Source organism: Arthrobacter sp. Soil_N43 (genome assembly GCF_057655195.1).
On the sequence record NZ_JBDGML010000060.1, the window covers coordinates 12,578 to 28,056 of the forward strand.

General features: G+C 65.2%; 17 protein-coding genes and 1 tRNA gene. 5 read left to right on the top strand and 13 right to left on the bottom strand.

The genetic code is table 11. The annotated features are described in order from the left end of the window. Nucleotides 1-18: 18 nt before the first annotated feature. The 3 genes from msrA to epsC all read left to right on the top strand — a co-directional run bounded on the left by msrA (nucleotide 19) and on the right by epsC (nucleotide 2,170). Nucleotides 19-543 carry a peptide-methionine (S)-S-oxide reductase MsrA gene (gene msrA / locus AC3A3W_RS05180; RefSeq protein WP_487440875.1) on the top strand — a complete coding sequence of 175 codons (525 nt, stop codon included), beginning with the start codon at nucleotides 19-21 and terminating at the stop codon, nucleotides 541-543. Between the two features lie 65 nt (nucleotides 544-608). Continuing rightward, nucleotides 609-1,544, top strand: a complete 936-nt coding sequence (gene cysK, locus AC3A3W_RS05185) for a cysteine synthase A (RefSeq protein ID WP_487440877.1) — start codon at nucleotides 609-611, stop codon at nucleotides 1,542-1,544. A gap of 41 nt (nucleotides 1,545-1,585) precedes the next feature. Then, nucleotides 1,586-2,170, top strand: a complete 585-nt coding sequence (gene epsC, locus AC3A3W_RS05190; protein WP_487440879.1) for a serine O-acetyltransferase EpsC — start codon at nucleotides 1,586-1,588, stop codon at nucleotides 2,168-2,170. 27 nt (nucleotides 2,171-2,197) lie between these two features. On the opposite strand, the gene AC3A3W_RS05195 is transcribed toward epsC, so the two are convergent. Further along, on the bottom strand, nucleotides 2,198-3,031 hold the full coding sequence (locus AC3A3W_RS05195; protein WP_487440881.1) for an oxidoreductase: 834 nt from the start codon (nucleotides 3,029-3,031) through the stop codon (nucleotides 2,198-2,200). A gap of 113 nt (nucleotides 3,032-3,144) precedes the next feature. After that, a complete protein-coding gene (gene gndA, locus AC3A3W_RS05200) occupies nucleotides 3,145-4,581 on the bottom strand; it encodes an NADP-dependent phosphogluconate dehydrogenase (RefSeq protein ID WP_487440882.1) in 1,437 nt (478 codons plus the stop codon). Between the two features lie 233 nt (nucleotides 4,582-4,814). Between gndA and AC3A3W_RS05205 the strand changes: the two genes are divergently transcribed. Then, the gene (locus AC3A3W_RS05205; RefSeq protein ID WP_487440884.1) at nucleotides 4,815-5,555 is read left to right on the top strand and encodes a FadR/GntR family transcriptional regulator; all 741 of its coding nucleotides are present in this window, start codon (nucleotides 4,815-4,817) and stop codon (nucleotides 5,553-5,555) included. Here AC3A3W_RS05205 and AC3A3W_RS05210 read toward each other — a convergent pair. From AC3A3W_RS05210 to AC3A3W_RS05220, 3 genes are read right to left on the bottom strand one after another with little or no spacing between them, the layout of a single operon-like run. After that, nucleotides 5,552-6,640: an L-idonate 5-dehydrogenase gene (locus AC3A3W_RS05210; RefSeq protein WP_487440886.1), complete on the bottom strand. Its 1,089-nt coding sequence runs from the start codon at nucleotides 6,638-6,640 to the stop codon at nucleotides 5,552-5,554. The genes AC3A3W_RS05205 and AC3A3W_RS05210 overlap by 4 nt on opposite strands. Beyond that, on the bottom strand, nucleotides 6,640-7,410 hold the full coding sequence (locus AC3A3W_RS05215; RefSeq protein WP_487440888.1) for an SDR family oxidoreductase: 771 nt from the start codon (nucleotides 7,408-7,410) through the stop codon (nucleotides 6,640-6,642). Before AC3A3W_RS05215 ends, AC3A3W_RS05210 begins: the two co-directional genes overlap by 1 nt. Beyond that, on the bottom strand, nucleotides 7,407-8,339 hold the full coding sequence (locus AC3A3W_RS05220) for an NAD(P)-dependent oxidoreductase (protein ID WP_487440889.1): 933 nt from the start codon (nucleotides 8,337-8,339) through the stop codon (nucleotides 7,407-7,409). Before AC3A3W_RS05220 ends, AC3A3W_RS05215 begins: the two co-directional genes overlap by 4 nt. Before the next feature lie 70 nt (nucleotides 8,340-8,409). On the opposite strand from AC3A3W_RS05220, the gene AC3A3W_RS05225 reads away from it, so the two are divergent. Further along, the gene (locus AC3A3W_RS05225; RefSeq protein WP_487440891.1) at nucleotides 8,410-9,474 is read left to right on the top strand and encodes a D-2-hydroxyacid dehydrogenase; all 1,065 of its coding nucleotides are present in this window, start codon (nucleotides 8,410-8,412) and stop codon (nucleotides 9,472-9,474) included. 149 nt (nucleotides 9,475-9,623) lie between these two features. Here AC3A3W_RS05225 and AC3A3W_RS05230 read toward each other — a convergent pair whose 3' ends face one another. The 8 genes from AC3A3W_RS05230 to AC3A3W_RS05265 form a co-directional block, all read right to left on the bottom strand. Beyond that, nucleotides 9,624-9,833, bottom strand: coding sequence for a hypothetical protein (locus AC3A3W_RS05230; protein ID WP_487440893.1), 210 nt, complete (start codon nucleotides 9,831-9,833; stop codon nucleotides 9,624-9,626). Nucleotides 9,834-9,960: 127 nt separating this feature from the next. Beyond that, nucleotides 9,961-11,310 carry an MFS transporter gene (locus tag AC3A3W_RS05235; protein WP_487440895.1) on the bottom strand — a complete coding sequence of 450 codons (1,350 nt, stop codon included), beginning with the start codon at nucleotides 11,308-11,310 and terminating at the stop codon, nucleotides 9,961-9,963. 182 nt (nucleotides 11,311-11,492) lie between these two features. Next, a complete protein-coding gene (locus AC3A3W_RS05240; protein ID WP_487440896.1) occupies nucleotides 11,493-12,290 on the bottom strand; it encodes an IclR family transcriptional regulator in 798 nt (265 codons plus the stop codon). 317 nt (nucleotides 12,291-12,607) lie between these two features. Further along, a complete protein-coding gene (locus tag AC3A3W_RS05245; protein WP_487440898.1) occupies nucleotides 12,608-12,898 on the bottom strand; it encodes a hypothetical protein in 291 nt (96 codons plus the stop codon). Between the two features lie 120 nt (nucleotides 12,899-13,018). Next, nucleotides 13,019-13,094, bottom strand: a tRNA-Val gene (locus tag AC3A3W_RS05250). A gap of 81 nt (nucleotides 13,095-13,175) precedes the next feature. Continuing rightward, nucleotides 13,176-14,105 carry an NAD-dependent protein deacetylase gene (locus AC3A3W_RS05255; protein ID WP_487440899.1) on the bottom strand — a complete coding sequence of 310 codons (930 nt, stop codon included), beginning with the start codon at nucleotides 14,103-14,105 and terminating at the stop codon, nucleotides 13,176-13,178. Nucleotides 14,106-14,109: 4 nt separating this feature from the next. Next, on the bottom strand, nucleotides 14,110-14,613 hold the full coding sequence (locus AC3A3W_RS05260; protein ID WP_487440901.1) for a peroxiredoxin: 504 nt from the start codon (nucleotides 14,611-14,613) through the stop codon (nucleotides 14,110-14,112). After that, nucleotides 14,610-15,029: a DUF3052 domain-containing protein gene (locus AC3A3W_RS05265; protein WP_487440902.1), complete on the bottom strand. Its 420-nt coding sequence runs from the start codon at nucleotides 15,027-15,029 to the stop codon at nucleotides 14,610-14,612. Before AC3A3W_RS05265 ends, AC3A3W_RS05260 begins: the two co-directional genes overlap by 4 nt. Nucleotides 15,030-15,479 lie beyond the last annotated feature (450 nt).

A 15,479-nucleotide genomic window follows, 5' to 3' on the forward strand; every position in this document is an offset into this window, starting at 1 on the left:
TCAACCATTGAAGAGGACATGAGAACTTTTGTGCTTGGCGGAGGCTGCTTCTGGTGCCTGGACGCCGTCTATCAGAAAACAATAGGTGTCGAGTCGGTGGTCTCCGGCTACACAGGCGGACACGAACGCCACCCTCACTACTATTCGGTCTGCTCAGGCACGACGGGCCACGCGGAGGTCGTGGCGGTCACCTTCGACGGGGACATCATCCCGCCGGAGGTCATCCTGGACATGTTCTTCGCGCTGCACGACCCCACCACGCTGAACCGCCAGGGATACGACGTCGGAACGCAGTACCGCTCGTCCATGTTCTATGAGACGACGGAGGAAAAGATCCTCTTCGAGGAAGCGATAGAACGGAACCAGGCCCTGTGGTCACGTCCGATAGTGACCGAGGTAAGTCGTCTCCCGGAGTTCTACCGGGCCGAGGAGATTCACCAGGACTATTACGCGAAATTCCCCGAGCAGGGCTACTGCCAGGTCATCATCAACCCCAAGCTGGCCAAGGCACGGAAATATTACTCTGCATGGCTTAATGCTTAGCGGCGGCGCTTACGCCCTCGTTAGGCTGACCAAAGTATTCCCTCTTGAGAGATAGGCGTAAGTACATGGCACGGATCTACGACGATGTAACACAGCTTGTAGGCGGCACCCCCCTGGTCAGGCTCAACCGGCTGAGCGAAGGCCTCGGCGCCACCGTCGCCGTCAAGCTCGAGTTCTACAACCCGGCCAACAGCGTTAAGGACCGCATCGGCGTCGCCATCATTGACGCGGCCGAGAAGTCCGGCGCGCTTAAGCCCGGCGGCACCATCGTCGAGGGAACCTCCGGCAACACCGGCATCGCGCTGGCCATGGTGGGCGCGGCACGCGGCTACAAGGTCATCCTGACCATGCCCGAAACCATGTCCACGGAGCGCCGCGTCATGCTGCGCGCCTTTGGTGCGGAGATCGTCCTGACCCCGGGTTCCGAGGGCATGCGCGGCGCCGTCGAGAAGGCCCAGGAAATCGTGGCCAACACCGAAAACTCCATCTGGGCCCAGCAGTTCGCCAACGAGGCCAACCCGGAGATCCACCGCAAGACCACGGCCGAGGAAATCTGGGAGGACACCGACGGCAAGGTGGACATCTTCGTCTCCGGCATCGGCACCGGCGGCACCATCACGGGAGTCGGCCAGGTCCTGAAGGAGCGCAAGCCGGGCGTCCAGATCGTGGCCGTGGAGCCCAAGGACTCCCCCATCCTCAACGGCGGCACCCCCGGCCCGCACAAGATCCAGGGCCTGGGCGCCAACTTCATTCCGGAGCTGCTGGACACCAACGTCTACGACGAGGTCCTCGACGCAACCCTCGAGGACTCCGTGGCCGTGGCCCGGGACCTCGGCGTCAAGGAAGGAATCCTGGGCGGCATTTCCTCCGGCGCCATCGTCTGGGGCGCGCTGGAACTGGCCAAGCGCCCGGAGAACGCCGGCAAATTGATCGTGGCTGTGGTCTGCGACTTCGGCGAGCGTTACATCTCCACCGTTCTCTATGACGACATCCGGGGCTAAGCCTTAGCCAGCCGCTCCCCGTTTCCTGTAGAAAGAACTTTGTGGGCCTCTTCGCAAGACTTAAGGAAGACCTCGACGCCGCCCGGTCCCACGACCCGGCGGCTCGAGGTTCTTTTGAGAACTTTTTCGCGTATTCCGGACTGCATGCCATCTGGGCGCACAGGCTGACGCACAGGCTGTGGCAGAACCCGTCGCTGAGGTTTCCTGCGCGCCTGATTTCGCAGCTGGCCCGGTTCCTGACCGGCATCGAAATCCATCCGGGTGCCACGATCGGCCGGCGGTTCTTCATCGACCACGGCATGGGCGTGGTCATCGGGGAAACAGCCGAGATCGGCGAAGACGTCATGATCTACCACGGCGTGACGCTCGGCGGACGCTCCTTGGCGAAGGTGAAGCGGCACCCCACGATCGGCGACCGCGTCACCATCGGAGCCGGGGCAAAGATCCTCGGCCCCATCACGATCGGCCGGGACAGCGCCGTCGGCGCCAACGCCGTCGTCGTCAAGGACGCCCCGCCGGAGTCAATCGTCACCGGCGTTCCGGCCACCTGGCGCCACCGCGACGCCCAGCGGGAAACCTCCCCCGCTGTGGATCCGGCCGAGTACTACATCGAGTACCGGATCTGAGGAATCTGAGGAATCCCAAGAGCCGGCTCAGCGCGCCACCCGCGCCAGGACGGCCTTAACCGCCACGTCGAACAGGCGGTCGGGGAGGATCCGGCGCAGCAGCATGATGGCCGGCGCTCCCCTGCCAACCGGATAGCGCGTCTTTGGCCGCGCAGCAGTGGCCGCATGGACCACGGCGTCGGCGATGATTCCAGGATCCGAGGATGTGGCGGGCCGTCCGGTGGATGCGAGTACTGCGGCCATCTCTTGCGCCTGCTTCCGATAGGGTCCGCTGCCCGAGCGCTCCAGCAGCCCTTGCGCGGCGATGCTGCCCCATTCAGTCACGGTGCTGGCAGGCTCGATGATTGCCACCTGGATGCCGTGGGGCTCCAGTTCGAGCCGCAGCGCATCGCTGAGGCCTTCCACGGCGAACTTGGTCGCGTGGTACCAGGTTCCCAAAGGCTCGTAGAACTTTCCTCCGATGGATGAGATGTTGATGATCCGGCCGCGCCGTGCCGCCCGCATGCCCGGCAGGACCAGCTGGGTCATCCGCGCGAGGCCGAAGACGTTGACCTCGAACTGCCTTCGTCCCTCCGCCAGTTCAACCTCTTCCAGGGCCCCGAACGTGCCATAACCGGCGTTGTTGACCAGCACGTCTATACGCCCGTGGGAAGCGTGCACCGCGGAGACCGCGCTGCGCAGGGACTCCTCGTCGGTGACATCCAGCGGCACCACGTTGACGCCGTGCGCCTTCAGCGGTTCCATCCTGTCCACGCGGCGCGCGCCGGCGAAGACGGTGAATCCCTTGTGGCTGAGCTTCTTTGCTGCTTCGAATCCGATGCCGGTGGAGGCTCCGGTGACAAACGCGACGGGCTGGGACACGCGGGACTCCTGGATCAGATACGGAAACGGCCGGCGCCTCCCACAGTATCGGGAGGCGCCGGCCGTTTGTTGTATCAGGCCCTGCCGGTCACGCTTGTGCCGGCCAGGCTTGGCTAGTGGGTGTCCACTGCCTCGATTTCGGACTTGTCCTCGCCCCACAGGGTGTGGAACGTGCCCTCGGCGTCAACACGGCCGTAGGTGTGCGCACCGAAGAGGTCGCGCTGGCCCTGGATCACGGCGGCCGGCAGGCGCTTGCGGCGCAGGCCGTCGTAGTAGGCCAGCGAGGAGGAGAACACGGGGACGGGGATGCCCAGCTGCACGGCCGTGGAAACCACGCGGCGCCAGGCCGGCAGGACTTCGGCGATGGCCTTGGTGAACGCCGGGGCGAACAGCAGGTTGGCCGGCTTCTCGTCGGCGGCGTAAGCCTTGGTGATTTCCTTCAGGAGTTCTGCACGGATGATGCAGCCGCCGCGCCACAGCGAAGCGATCTCGTCCAGCTTCAGGTCCCAGCCGTATTCCCCGGCTGCCGAGGTCAGCATGTCCAGGCCCTGGGCGTAGGAGACCAGCTTGGAGGCGTACAGCGCCTGGCGGACGTCTTCAACGAACGTCTCCGGAACCTCAACGTTGACTTCCTCGCCGGCGAGGAGTTCCTGAGCCAGCTTGCGCTGCTCGGTCTGGGACGACAGTGCGCGGGCGAAGACCGACTCGGCGATGCCCGACGTCGGGGATCCCAGTTCGAGTGCGGAGATGACGGTCCAGCGGCCGGTGCCCTTCTGGCCTGCGGCGTCCACCACGACGTCGACGAACGGCTTGCCTGTCCGGGTGTCCACGTGGCCGAGGACCTCGGCGGAGATTTCGATGAGGAAGGAGGCGAGCTCGCCCTTGTTCCACTCGGCGAAGATCTTGGACTGCTCGGCGGGCTCGATGCCGGCGCCGGAGCGCAGCAGGTCGAAGGCTTCGCCGATGACCTGCATGTCGGCGTACTCGATGCCGTTGTGGACCATCTTGACGAAGTGGCCGGCGCCGTCGGTGCCGATCCAGGCGCAGCAGGGCTGCCCGTCAACGTTGGCGGCAATCTTTTCCAGCAGCGGGCCGAGGGCGTCGTAGGACTCCTTGGAGCCGCCCGGCATGATGGACGGGCCGTTCAGGGCGCCTTCCTCACCGCCGGAGACACCGATGCCCACGAAGTGCAGGTCCTTCTTCGCCAGCGCGGCTTCCCGGCGGCGGGTGTCCTCGTAGTGCGAGTTGCCGGCGTCGATGATGATGTCGCCCGCCTCCAGCAGCGGTTCGAGCTGCTCGATCACGGAGTCGACCGGCTTGCCGGCCTTGACCATGATCAGCACACGGCGCGGCTTCTCGAGGGAATTCACCAGCTCCTCAAGGGACTCCGTGCGGACGAAGTCGCCCTCGGAACCGTACTTCTCCAGCAGTGTGTCAGTCTTTTCAACCGAACGGTTGTGCAGGGCGACAGTGAAGCCGTTCCGGGCGAGGTTGCGGGCGAGGTTGGCACCCATGACCGCAAGGCCGGTGACACCGATGTGTGCAGACATCAATACTCCAATTCATTTCTGTGCAACGTGTGCATGAGCGTCCCGCACGTCCAGCGGAACACGCTTTTAGGGAAGTGACTGTGAATAAAGCATATATATTCGGGGCCGCGTGGAAAAGTGGCTCTCTCTTAATGGAAGCTGAACGCGTCACAAAGAGTCTATGACGCGGGGCAGTCCGGCAGCCGGGCCGGCGGCGCGAAGGGCAGGCCCCCCGCCCCACTATGCTTACCAATATGTCGACCAGTCTCCATCACCGCGCCGTCGAGAATCTGGGAACCCGGATCGTCGGCGGCAGCCTTCCCGCGGGCCACATCATGCTCGCGGAACAGTTGGAGGACGAACTGAAGGTCTCCCGCTCGGTAGTCCGTGAAGCGGTGCGCGTACTGCAGTCCCTCGGACTCGTGGAGACCACCAAGCGTGTGGGCATCCGGGTACTTCCGCCCGAGCGCTGGAATCCGTTCGACCCGCTGGTGATCCGCTGGCGGCTCGCCGGCGAAGGCCGCGGCGCCCAGCTGCGCTCCCTCGCCGAGCTGCGCTCCGCCGTCGAACCCGTTGCCGCCGAACTCGCGGCGGCCAACTCCCCCGCCGAGCTCCGGCAGGAGCTGCTCGACGTGGCCCTGGCAATGCGCGACGCCGGCAAGGCCGGCGACGTCCCCCGCTTCCTGGAGCTGGACATCCAGTTCCATTCCCTCCTGCTGACTGGCTCCGGCAATGAAATGTTCGCGAATCTGGTGGGACAGGTCGCCGAAACCCTGACCGGCCGCACGGTTCACGGGCTGATGCCCGACCGCCCCCGGGACCTCACACTGCAGTGGCACCTGGAGGTGGCCGAGGCCATCTTCGCAGGCAACGCGGAGGAGGCCCGCGACGCGGCCAGCAGGATCATGCGGCGGACGATTTCCGAGATGGAGCCGGTCTGGGTGGAGCAGCCGCGGGTTTTCGTGCCGCTGCAACCGCGCCGGCACTCGGCCTAGGCATCACCCGCCGGACGTCCTGCCGGCCGGAAGTCCAGGAGCACCTTTCCGGATTCGGCCGAGTTCCGCGCCACGCCGAAGGCTTCGAGGGCCTGGTCAACGCGATATTCGTGTGTGATCACGGGCCCGATCTCCAGTGAGCCGTCCGCCAGCGCTGCGATCACGTCGTCAATTTCGTCGTTGAAGCGGAAGGAGCCGAGGAGCTCGAGTTCCCGGGTGATGGCCAGCGAAACCGGGACAGGCTGCGGACCCGACGGCAGCAGCCCCACCATCACCACGGTGCCGCCCCGGACGGCTCCCCTGATGGCGGACGCCAGCCCCTGGTGGCTGCCGGAGGACTCGATGACCACATCCGCTTCGACGGCGGCGATGGCCTCGGTTTCGCCGGCTGCCAGAATGTCGGTCGCGCCGACCGCTGCTGCGATCTCCAGCGGCTTGGCATGCATGTCCACCGCAACAATCCGGCGTGCCCCCGCCCGCTTCAGTACCGCCACGGTCAGGGCGCCTATGGGTCCGCAGCCGATGACCAGGGCAGTCTTCCCGGTCACATCCCCGGCGCGGGCGACGGCATGCCAGGCGACGCTGGCGGGCTCGATGAGGGCCGCGGTCCTCAGATCAAGGTCCCCGGGAAGGGCCCGGAGCATGCGCGTTGGGAGGTTGACGTAGCGGCTGAATGCCCCGTCGGTGTGCGGGAACCGTGCAGCACTGCCCAGGTAGGTGCAGCCGGGCGACAGGTTGGGCCGGTCCTCCGGATACCTGGCCGCGCCGGGCGCCGGGGTCGCCGGATGCACGGCCACAGCGGTGCCGGGCACAGGTCCGCTTCCGTCCGCCGCTGCCCGGACCACGGTGCCCACCACCTCGTGACCGAGGACCAGCGGCTCTTTGAGAACCGACTCCCCCGCAGCGCCGTGAAGCCAGTAATGCAGGTCGGAGCCGCAAATGCCTCCGAAAGCCACTTCCACCACGGCCTGGTCCGCTGCCGGAGCGGCCAGCGCCACGTCGTCGAGCCGCAGGTCACCCGCCGCGTGGGCCACCACGGCCGGCGAAACGGCCGGAAGTTCTGTACGCACAGCCAGCGGTGCCATCAGACCACCACCGTCATTCCGCCATCGATGAAGATGGTCTGGCCGTTCACGAAGTCTGAACCGCTGGAGGCCAGCCAGACGGCCGGTCCCGCCAGATCCTGGACGGTGCCCCAGCGGTTGGCGGGTGTCCGCCCGAGAATCCAGGAGTTGAACTCCACGTCATCCACCAGGTTCTGCGTCATTTCGGTGTGGATGTAGCCCGGCGCGATGCCGTTGATCTGCAGCCCTGAGCCAGCCCATTCGGCGGTCATGGCCCTGGTCAGGTTCCGCAGGCCCCCCTTGGCGGCGATGTACGGTGCGATGGTGGGGCGGGCCAGATCAGTCTGCACGGAGCAGATGTTGATGATCTTGCCGCGGCCCCGCGGGATCATGCGCCGGGCAGCCTCCCGTCCCACCAGGAACGCGCTCGTCAGATCGGTGGAAAGGACCCGTTCCCAGTCCCTGACATCCAGCTCGAGCATGGGCACCCGGTGTTGGATGCCGGCGTTGTTCACGAGGATGTCCAGCGGACCCACATTGGCCTCAATCCAGGCGATACCCTCCGCGGCCGCCGCGTCGCTGGTGACATCAAAGGCGCAGCTGCGGATCCGGCCTTCCGGATAATCGGCGGCCATGGCGCCCTCGGCGGCCTTCAGCCGGTCAGGCGTGATTCCGTTGAGCACCACGGTGGCGCCGGCGTCCGCGAGGGCGCGGGCCAGGGCGTTTCCGATGCCCCGGCTGGAGCCGGTGACCAGGGCGGTGCGCCCGGTCAGGTCAAAGAGTGCACTCATGCTGTGATGGTCCCTTCAGCCGCGGCAAGCGCGGCCCCGTTGCTGAGATTGGAAATGGTTTGCCGGACGACGGCCAGGTCCAGGTCTCCCAGTCCCTGCCGCTTAAGTTCGGCATAGAGTTCGACGCCGGCCGCCGCCATGGGGACGGCGGCACCGGCCGCTGCGGCCGACTCGACGACAAACGAAAGATCCTTGTGCATGAACTTGGCAGGACCGGTAGGCGTGTAGTCCTTCTGCGCGAGCCGCGGTCCCACGATGTCCAGCACCCTGCTGCCCGCCAGCCCGCCGGAGAGGACCTCGTAGAGGGCCGCCACGTCCAGACCGGAGCGCTCGGCGAGTTCAGCCGCTTCGGCGAGAGCCGCCGTCGTGGTTCCCACAATGAGCTGGTTGCAGGCCTTCGCCAGCGATCCGGCACCCAGCGGGCCAAGCAGCCGCACCGTGGTGCCCATCGCCGCCAGCAGCGGCCGCAGCCCGTCGAAGTCCGCTTCATCATCGGCCCCGGCCATGATGGCCAGGGTCCCTTCAACGGCGCCCTTGGTGCCGCCGCTCACGGGTGCATCCACCACGAAGGCGTTGCCGGCGCTGGCCTCCCGGACGCGGCGGCCAAACTCGCGTACTCCGGCGGGTGAAACACTGCTCATGACCACTATCGCGGTGCCGGAGGCCGGCTGAGCGTCCGCCCAGCTGGCAAGAAGCCCTGCCGCTGCTTCTTCGATGAAGCCGAGATCCGGCAGCATGAAGACAATCACCGGCTGGTCACGGAGCGATGCCACCTCGCCGGCACGTGCTCCCCCCAGCTCTTCAAAAGCGTCCAACGCGGCGGCCGACCGGTTCCAGGCGGTGACGGCCCAGCCCTTCCTCAGAAGGTTGGCGGCCATCGGCGCGCCCATGAGCCCCAAGCCCACAAAGCCTGCCCTCTGTATATTCATGTGCAGAACTGCCTCACTTCGTCGTGGTTAATCTTCGCAAATCTGTTCAGTATTCTATCCGCCATTCAGTATGATGAACAGTATGACGACTGAAACCACCGTCGCAATCGCCGTCCCGCTCGAAGCAGAGCTGGTGGAGCGCATTCGCGCCGTGGACCCCTCCGTGACCGTTCTCTACGAACCCGATCTCCTGCCCCCGGAGCGCTTTCCGGCTGACCACTCCGGCGACCCTGATTTCAAACGCACGCCCGAGCAGGACGAGCGCTACTGGGACATGCTGGGCAAGGCGCAGGTCCTGTACGGCTTTCCCAACGAGAGCCCGGCAGGCCTCGCGAGAATCGCCCGCGAAAACCCCCGCCTGCAGTGGATCCATGCCATGGCTGCAGGTGCCGGCGGGGCCGTCAAAGCCTCGGGCCTCGACGCGGAAACGCTGAACAAGTTCCAGGTCACCACGTCCGCTGGTGTGCATGCCCTGCCGCTGGCGGAATTCGCCACGCTGGGAATCCTCAACGGCTTCAAGCGGAGCGCCGAACTTGCCCAGGACCAAGCATCCAAGGTGTGGCCGGAGCTGCGGACCCCGACGCGCCTCGTCAGCGGCTCAACGCTGGTGGTCACCGGGCTCGGGGAAATCGGCCTGGAAACTGCCCGCATCGCGCGTGCCCTGGGGATGAAGGTCAGCGGCACCAAGCGGAACGTGGAACCGATCGAAGGCATTGAAGAGGTCGCTGGCAACGACGGGCTGGCTGGATTGCTGGCCTCCGCCGACGCCGTGGTCAACACGCTGCCGGGCACGCCGTACACGGAGAAACTCTTCAACCGCGCGGTCTTCTCTGCCATGAAGCCGGGCACCGTTTTCGTGAACGTGGGCCGCGGCACCGTGGTGGACGAGGAGGCGCTGCTGGAGGCCCTGGAGAACGGACAGGTCTCCTACGCCTGCCTGGATGTTTTCGCCGTGGAGCCACTCCCCCAGGACAGCCCGCTCTGGAGCCACCCCCGGGTCATGGTGTCGCCGCACACTTCAGCGCTCAGCGCCGCAGAGAACCGCCTCATCGCCGAGCGCTTCTGCAGCAACCTGCGCACGTTCCTCGACGGCGGCGACCTGCCGCACCTCGTGGACACCGTGCACTTCTACTAGGACGCGGTTCAACGCCCGGCGGAATGACGGCCGGGCACAGGAATACCGGAGAGCCGGGCAGCCACAGTGGCTGCCCGGCTCTCTGGCGTTCCGGCATTCCGTTTTAGCGCGAACGGACACTTGGGGCCCCGCGAGCAACCCCGCACGAGCTACCGAACGCGGTTGACGCCGTCCCATCCCCTGCGCCGCATCCGCCGGACGGCAACCATGGACAGCGCGCCACAAAGCACTCCGATGACAACGGCCACCACCCCGCCGATGAACCATCCGTCCCGCCCTAAGATCATCATCGCGACACCGACGAAACACAGACCCTTCGCAGCAACGTCCAGATACAACGGACCCCTCAGGTACTCCATGCCTCCACGGTAAGCCCGGGACGCCGCACCGCGCATAAAAGCACAGCGCGAACGGACACTTGGGGCCCCGCCGAGGGGGTCCCAAGTGTCCGTTCGCGCTGTGCAGTGGGGTGCTAGCTGTGGGGTGCTAGCTTGCGTCCTCGATCAGCAGGAGGTCGCGCCCGCTGGTCTCCGGGGTGAAGAAGGTGGTGACGAAGGAGATGAGCGCCAGCACCACGGAGTAGATGGCCAGTACCAGCCAGGAGTAACCGGTGGCGGCGAGCAGCGCGGCGCCGACCAGCGGCACCAGGCCGCCGGCAAGGACGGCGGACAGTTCGCGGCTCATGGCAACACCCGTGAAGCGGTACTGGGAACCGAACAGTTCGGGCAGGAGCGGGCACTGCGGGCCCAGCATGGACTGCACACCCAGGGCGATGCCCACCACCATGACCACCCACACCAGCGTGACGTTGCCCAGGGTGACCAGGTAGAACGCGGGGAAGGCGATGAGGGCCTGGAATAGTGCGCCGTAGCGGTAGACGGGGACGCGTCCGAAGCGGTCGGACAGCGCGCCGAAGGTTATTACCATGACGGCGGCAAAGCCCGCGGCGATGAGCAGGCCGACGGGACCGATGAATTTGTCCCCCGGAAAGACGCCCGCAGGCGCCGCGAGGAAGGCGATCAGGAGCGCGGAGTAGATGGAGGAGTTGCCGTTTTCGCCCATGCGCAGGCCGATGCCCACCAGCACGTTCTTCTTGGAGTGCTTCCAGAGTTCACCGACCGGGTTCTTCACGACATTCTTGTGCTTCTCCAGTTCCTGGAACACCGGGGTCTCCTTGAGCCTGAGCCGGATGAACACGGCGACCGCAATCAGGACCACGCTTGCCAGGAACGGAACGCGCCACAGCCAGCCCTCCAGGACCGCCTTGTCGGCCGTCGCGATCAGGGCAAAGGTGCCGGCTCCGAGGAGGGTGCCGAGCTGGATCCCCACGAAGGGAAGGGAAGCAAAGAAACCACGACGGCGGCGCGGCGCGACCTCGGAGATGAGCGTTGTTGCGCCGGCCTGCTCCGCTCCTGCGCCCAGGCCCTGGACAATGCGAAGCACCACCAGGAGCACGGCCCCGACCATGCCGGCCTGCTCGAACGTCGGCAGCAACCCGATGGCAAAGCTGGCCGTTCCCATCAGGCCGATGGTCAGGATCAGCACCATCTTCCGGCCGAAGCGGTCCCCGATGTAGCCGAAGACGACACCGCCGAAGGGCCGGGCAGCGAAGCCGACGCCGTACGTGGCGAACGAGGCGATGAGTGCGCCTTCTTCGCCCAGCGGCTTGAAAAACAGCGGTCCAAAAATCAGCGCCGAAGCGAGACCGTAAATGTAGAAGTCGTAGTACTCCAGGGCGGAGCCTACGGAGCTGGCAAGAGTTGCCCTTCGCAGCTGTTCCGGTTCGACGACGGCGCCGTCCGCATCAGCCAGCGGTATATCAGTACGAGTTGTCACAAGCACTCCCTCAGAAACACTCCAGGCCCCCGTTGGCCTTGGTGGGATAGCGGCAACACCTATGGCGTTGATCACTATGTTGAACAGAGTACAACAAGTTGAACGAGTCGCCAATAGGCTGATGTATCGCCGGCGAAGAGGCGGTCAATGTGACACAGGCATCCCCCACTCCGGGGAGCCCCTCACCCCATCGGATTGCCCAGGGACCTTGCCAACTCCTTGAGCTCCTTGACCATCTGCGCTCCCTGCTCGTCGGAATACGTGGCCTTCAGGGCGGTGACAGACAGGCCCAGGCTGGGTCCGTGTGCCCCATGCGTGGGTACCGAGACGGCCAGGCAGACGACGCCAGTGGTGGATTCCTCGTCTTCAAAGGCATAGCCCTGCTCGCGGATTTCGCGGATCTGCGCTTTGAGTTCGGCGCCGGTGCGGATCGACTTCGGCGTGAGCACCGGGAGTTCGGCATCGTCAGCGAACATGGCGTCGATGTCGTGGTCGTGCAGCCGCGCGACGAGGGCCTTGCCCACAGCGCAGAGGGAAACGGGCATCTTGTCCCCGATGTTGGACGTCAGCCGGACGGCAGGATGCCCTTCATAGCGGGCTAGATATATGACGTTCGTGCCGTCCAACATGGCGATCCGGACAGTCTCCCCGGACAGCGTGGGCGCCTGCTCACAGAACCGGTAGAACTCCTGGACCTCATCCAGCCGGCTCAGATACGCCGCGCCTAGTTCAACAAGTTTGCGGCCCAGGGTGAATTCGGCGCCCTGCCTGCTGATCAGGCGTGCCTCTTCCAAGGCCAGCAACAGGTTTGACGTTGAGGATTTTGGAATGCCAAGCTCCCTGGCGAGGTCGCTCAGGGTGAGCCGGCCGGTGGCAGACGCGGCCAGCGCCTCCATCACAGCGGCCGCCCGGGTGACAGCGGGGGCCGGCGACGTGCTGCCCAATCCATCGGCGGGGCGGGTGGCGCGGGAATCGACCATGATTCTCCTTCAATCGGTACGCGCTGGGAGCGCAGGCAGCATAACCGTCGGCCAACATCCGGCAGACGATAGCCCTTGCTGTTCATTTGGCTGAACACCTACCATCATAGTGGCTCAGCCCTCTTGGTGGTCGGGTCATCTTTGGTGATTGGATGGCGCCGGCCCGGCTCAGCAGGCCGGTTCCCGGCGCATCTGGCCGCCGGCCGGAAACAGTTTCGTGTTTCCTAATGTTCACGGTATATTCGTTTTAGGCCTTCCACCGCGGCATCCCCCAATAGTCGCGGTGGAAGGCTGTTCCAATTAAGCGGCTGTTCCAATTAAGCGGCGTCCGCAATTGCCTCCCGCAGCTTCCAGCCGCCACCCAGGCCGTCCCGCAGGATTTCCATGGTGGTGAGCGCAGAGTTTTCATTCCTGCCAAGCCGCGCCTGAAGGCGCCATACCTCGACGTCCACCCGGCTCCAGCCCAGCGGCATTCGGCGTTCAGCTTCCCACCAGCTAACGCGTTCGAACCACCTGACAGGGTCCGCGCCGACAGTCCACTCGCGTCCGCCCCGAATGACGGCGGCCGGCTGGCCGTCCGCCGCAGTTCTCACCAGTACGTGTTCCATACCCGAAGGTTACGAAGGGGCCCCGACATTTTTCCGGGCGGAAGACCGGCTGTGAGGACTTGGCAACCAACACAAAACCCCGCCTTGCCAGCCGCACGGCTGGAAGACGGGGTTTCACTTTGGTGGGTCCTACCGGGATCGAACCGATGACATCCACGGTGTAAACGTGGCGCTCTACCAGCTGAGCTAAAGACCCAAACCGCCGGTTCCGCTTCGAAGCGCGCGAACCAACGAACATAGACTTTACCTGACGAAAGGCCGTAATTGCCAATCCGGATCAGGGCTGCGGCACGGCGGGCAATTCCTCGGCGAGCCACCCAAGCGCTTCACTCACGCCGGCAGCCAGTTTGACGGTTGCCAGATCGTCGCCGCGGGTCTCCCCGCGATTGATGATGACCACCGGCTTGCCCTGCTTGGCGGCGTGGCGGACGAAGCGCAGTCCACTCATAACGCTGAGCGACGACCCGGCGACCAGCAACGCTCCGGCCTCATCCACCATCGAGTAGGCCCGCTCCACACGGTCCTTGGGCACGTTCTCGCCGAAATACACAAAGTCCGGTTTCAACACACCGCCGCACGCAGGGCACTTCGCCACGACGAAGCTGCGGATGAGCTCCGAATCCTCGACCGTCGCGTCGGCGTCGGGCGCGATCTCAACAACGCCGGATTCCATCGCACGCTCAAGGAATGCCGGATTCAGCTCCTCCAATACACCGGCGAGCAGCCGGCGGGAGTACGTGCGGCGGCAGTCCAGACAGATGACCTGGTCGAAGCGGCCGTGCAGGTCCACGACGTTCACGCTTCCGGCATCCTCGTGAAGGCGGTCGACATTCTGGGTGATAAGTCCCGTCAGGAGCCCGCGGCGTTCCAGCCGGGCGACGGCGGCGTGGCCGGCGTTGGGATCCGCCCGCCTGAGATGGGACCAGCCGATGTGGTTCCGGGCCCAGTAGCGCTGACGGTTGCCCGCGTCCCGCACGAACTCCTGATAGGTCATGGGTGATCGGGGCGGAGAGTCCGGCCCCCGGTAGTCAGGTATCCCGGAGTCGGTACTCAGTCCAGCTCCGGTGAGGAGCGCCAGGCGCAGCCCTGACAATACGTCCCGGATGTCCCGCAGGACATACAGCTCCGGGGCCGACGGTTCGGTCCGTGGCACCGGCGGCCGGCTGGCAAACCCTGTCAGGCCAATGCCGGCGCGCCGCTGGTCCATGGGTTCAGCCTTGCGCCAGTCCCGCCAGCGCGCGGCGGTATTCGTCCAGGTCCCGCGCTTGGCCGCGGGGATTGACCACAACGTGCCGGACTATGCCGTCGGCGTCGATGATGAACGTTCCCCGCGTCGCCATTCCGCTCTCCGCATCAAAAACGCCATATCGCTCGGCCACGGCACCGTGGGGCCAGAAGTCAGCGAGCAGGCTGAACTCGTACCCCTCCTGCCCGGCATAGGCCCGCAGGGAGTATTTGCTGTCCACTGAGACGGCAAGCACTTCGGCGTCGGCATGTTCGAAAACGGAAAGGTTGTCCCGGATCTCACACAGCTCGCCCGTGCAGATGCCGGAGAAGGCGAATGGGTAGAAGACCAGCACCACGTTTCGTCCGCGGAAGTCTGCCAGCCGGACCGGTTCACCGTACTGGTTGGCCAGGGTGAAATCGGGAGCATGCTGCCCCACTTCGGGCACGGCAGCAACGCCCGTGGTGTCCACGGTGTTAGTTGCGGTCACTTGTTCTTCCTGGTCACCAAGCGGGTGGCGCTCCAGTCCTTGGACACTCCCGCTGACGTAGTCAGGTGAAGCCCCGCTGTGGGTGCAGCTTCCTGGATCTCCCCCGGGGACACGTAACCGGGCCTTCCCGACTTCGGCGTCAGCACCCAGACCACGCCGTTTTCGCTCAGAGTGGTCAGTGAATCCATGAGCGTGTCAACCAGGTCCCCGTCGCCGTCGCGCCACCAAAAGATGACTGCGTCCACAACGTCATGATCGTCCTCGTCCAGGAGCTCTGACCCCGTCAGATCTTCAATGTCATCACGTAAGTCGAAGTCGACGTCGTCGTCGTAACCGAACTCCTGAATCAGATCCCCGTTCTTGAAACCCAATTTTTCCGCCACATTTACCGAAGTGGCGGCGTCGGCCTCACTCACGCGTTCCTCCTATGATTAGTGATATCGATTACTCCAAGCCAACACCCTTTGGGCGTGTGCTTCAAGCTGTCAGGGCCGCGGGGCGGCTTATTGTGCGTCACACAACCAGTATGACGGTCAAATACGGCAGGGGCGCCAGTCGCGGCTACGCATCGGCAAGCCGTCACAGCTAGAGTGGCTGGTGACAGTCATGCCGCGGGGCGACCGCCCTGGACGGACAGGCAGTCGTAGACGAGACAGAACCCTGCCCGGCGCACCTGACCGGGCTGTTGTAACCGATATGTCGCACACGTCGCGTTCACGCCAGGCAGCTACCCTGCCGGACCTGAGTGCGCCGATGAATGCGCGCAAAGAGAGGTTGGACGTGGCTGCAGGAGAAGATACCTCCCATATCCTCAGCGGGTTGACTAACCAGCTGCCTGATCGTGATCCGGAAGAGACCGCCGAATG

Bases quoted from the DNA above. Each gene is read 5' to 3' on its own strand.
- AC3A3W_RS05255 (WP_487440899.1), bottom strand. From the start codon at position 14,105: ATGGACCAGCGGCGCGCCGGCATTGGCCTGACAGGGTTTGCCAGCCGG.
- AC3A3W_RS05245 (WP_487440898.1), bottom strand. From the start codon at position 12,898: ATGGAACACGTACTGGTGAGAACTGCGGCGGACGGCCAGCCGGCCGCC.
- AC3A3W_RS05205 (WP_487440884.1), top strand. From the start codon at position 4,815: ATGTCGACCAGTCTCCATCACCGCGCCGTCGAGAATCTGGGAACCCGG.
- AC3A3W_RS05225 (WP_487440891.1), top strand. From the start codon at position 8,410: ATGATGAACAGTATGACGACTGAAACCACCGTCGCAATCGCCGTCCCG.
- msrA (WP_487440875.1), top strand. From the start codon at position 19: ATGAGAACTTTTGTGCTTGGCGGAGGCTGCTTCTGGTGCCTGGACGCC.
- AC3A3W_RS05210 (WP_487440886.1), bottom strand. From the start codon at position 6,640: ATGGCACCGCTGGCTGTGCGTACAGAACTTCCGGCCGTTTCGCCGGCC.
- cysK (WP_487440877.1), top strand. From the start codon at position 609: ATGGCACGGATCTACGACGATGTAACACAGCTTGTAGGCGGCACCCCC.
- gndA (WP_487440882.1), bottom strand. From the start codon at position 4,581: ATGTCTGCACACATCGGTGTCACCGGCCTTGCGGTCATGGGTGCCAAC.
- AC3A3W_RS05220 (WP_487440889.1), bottom strand. From the start codon at position 8,339: ATGAATATACAGAGGGCAGGCTTTGTGGGCTTGGGGCTCATGGGCGCG.
- AC3A3W_RS05240 (WP_487440896.1), bottom strand. From the start codon at position 12,290: ATGGTCGATTCCCGCGCCACCCGCCCCGCCGATGGATTGGGCAGCACG.
- AC3A3W_RS05215 (WP_487440888.1), bottom strand. From the start codon at position 7,410: ATGAGTGCACTCTTTGACCTGACCGGGCGCACCGCCCTGGTCACCGGC.
- AC3A3W_RS05230 (WP_487440893.1), bottom strand. From the start codon at position 9,833: ATGGAGTACCTGAGGGGTCCGTTGTATCTGGACGTTGCTGCGAAGGGT.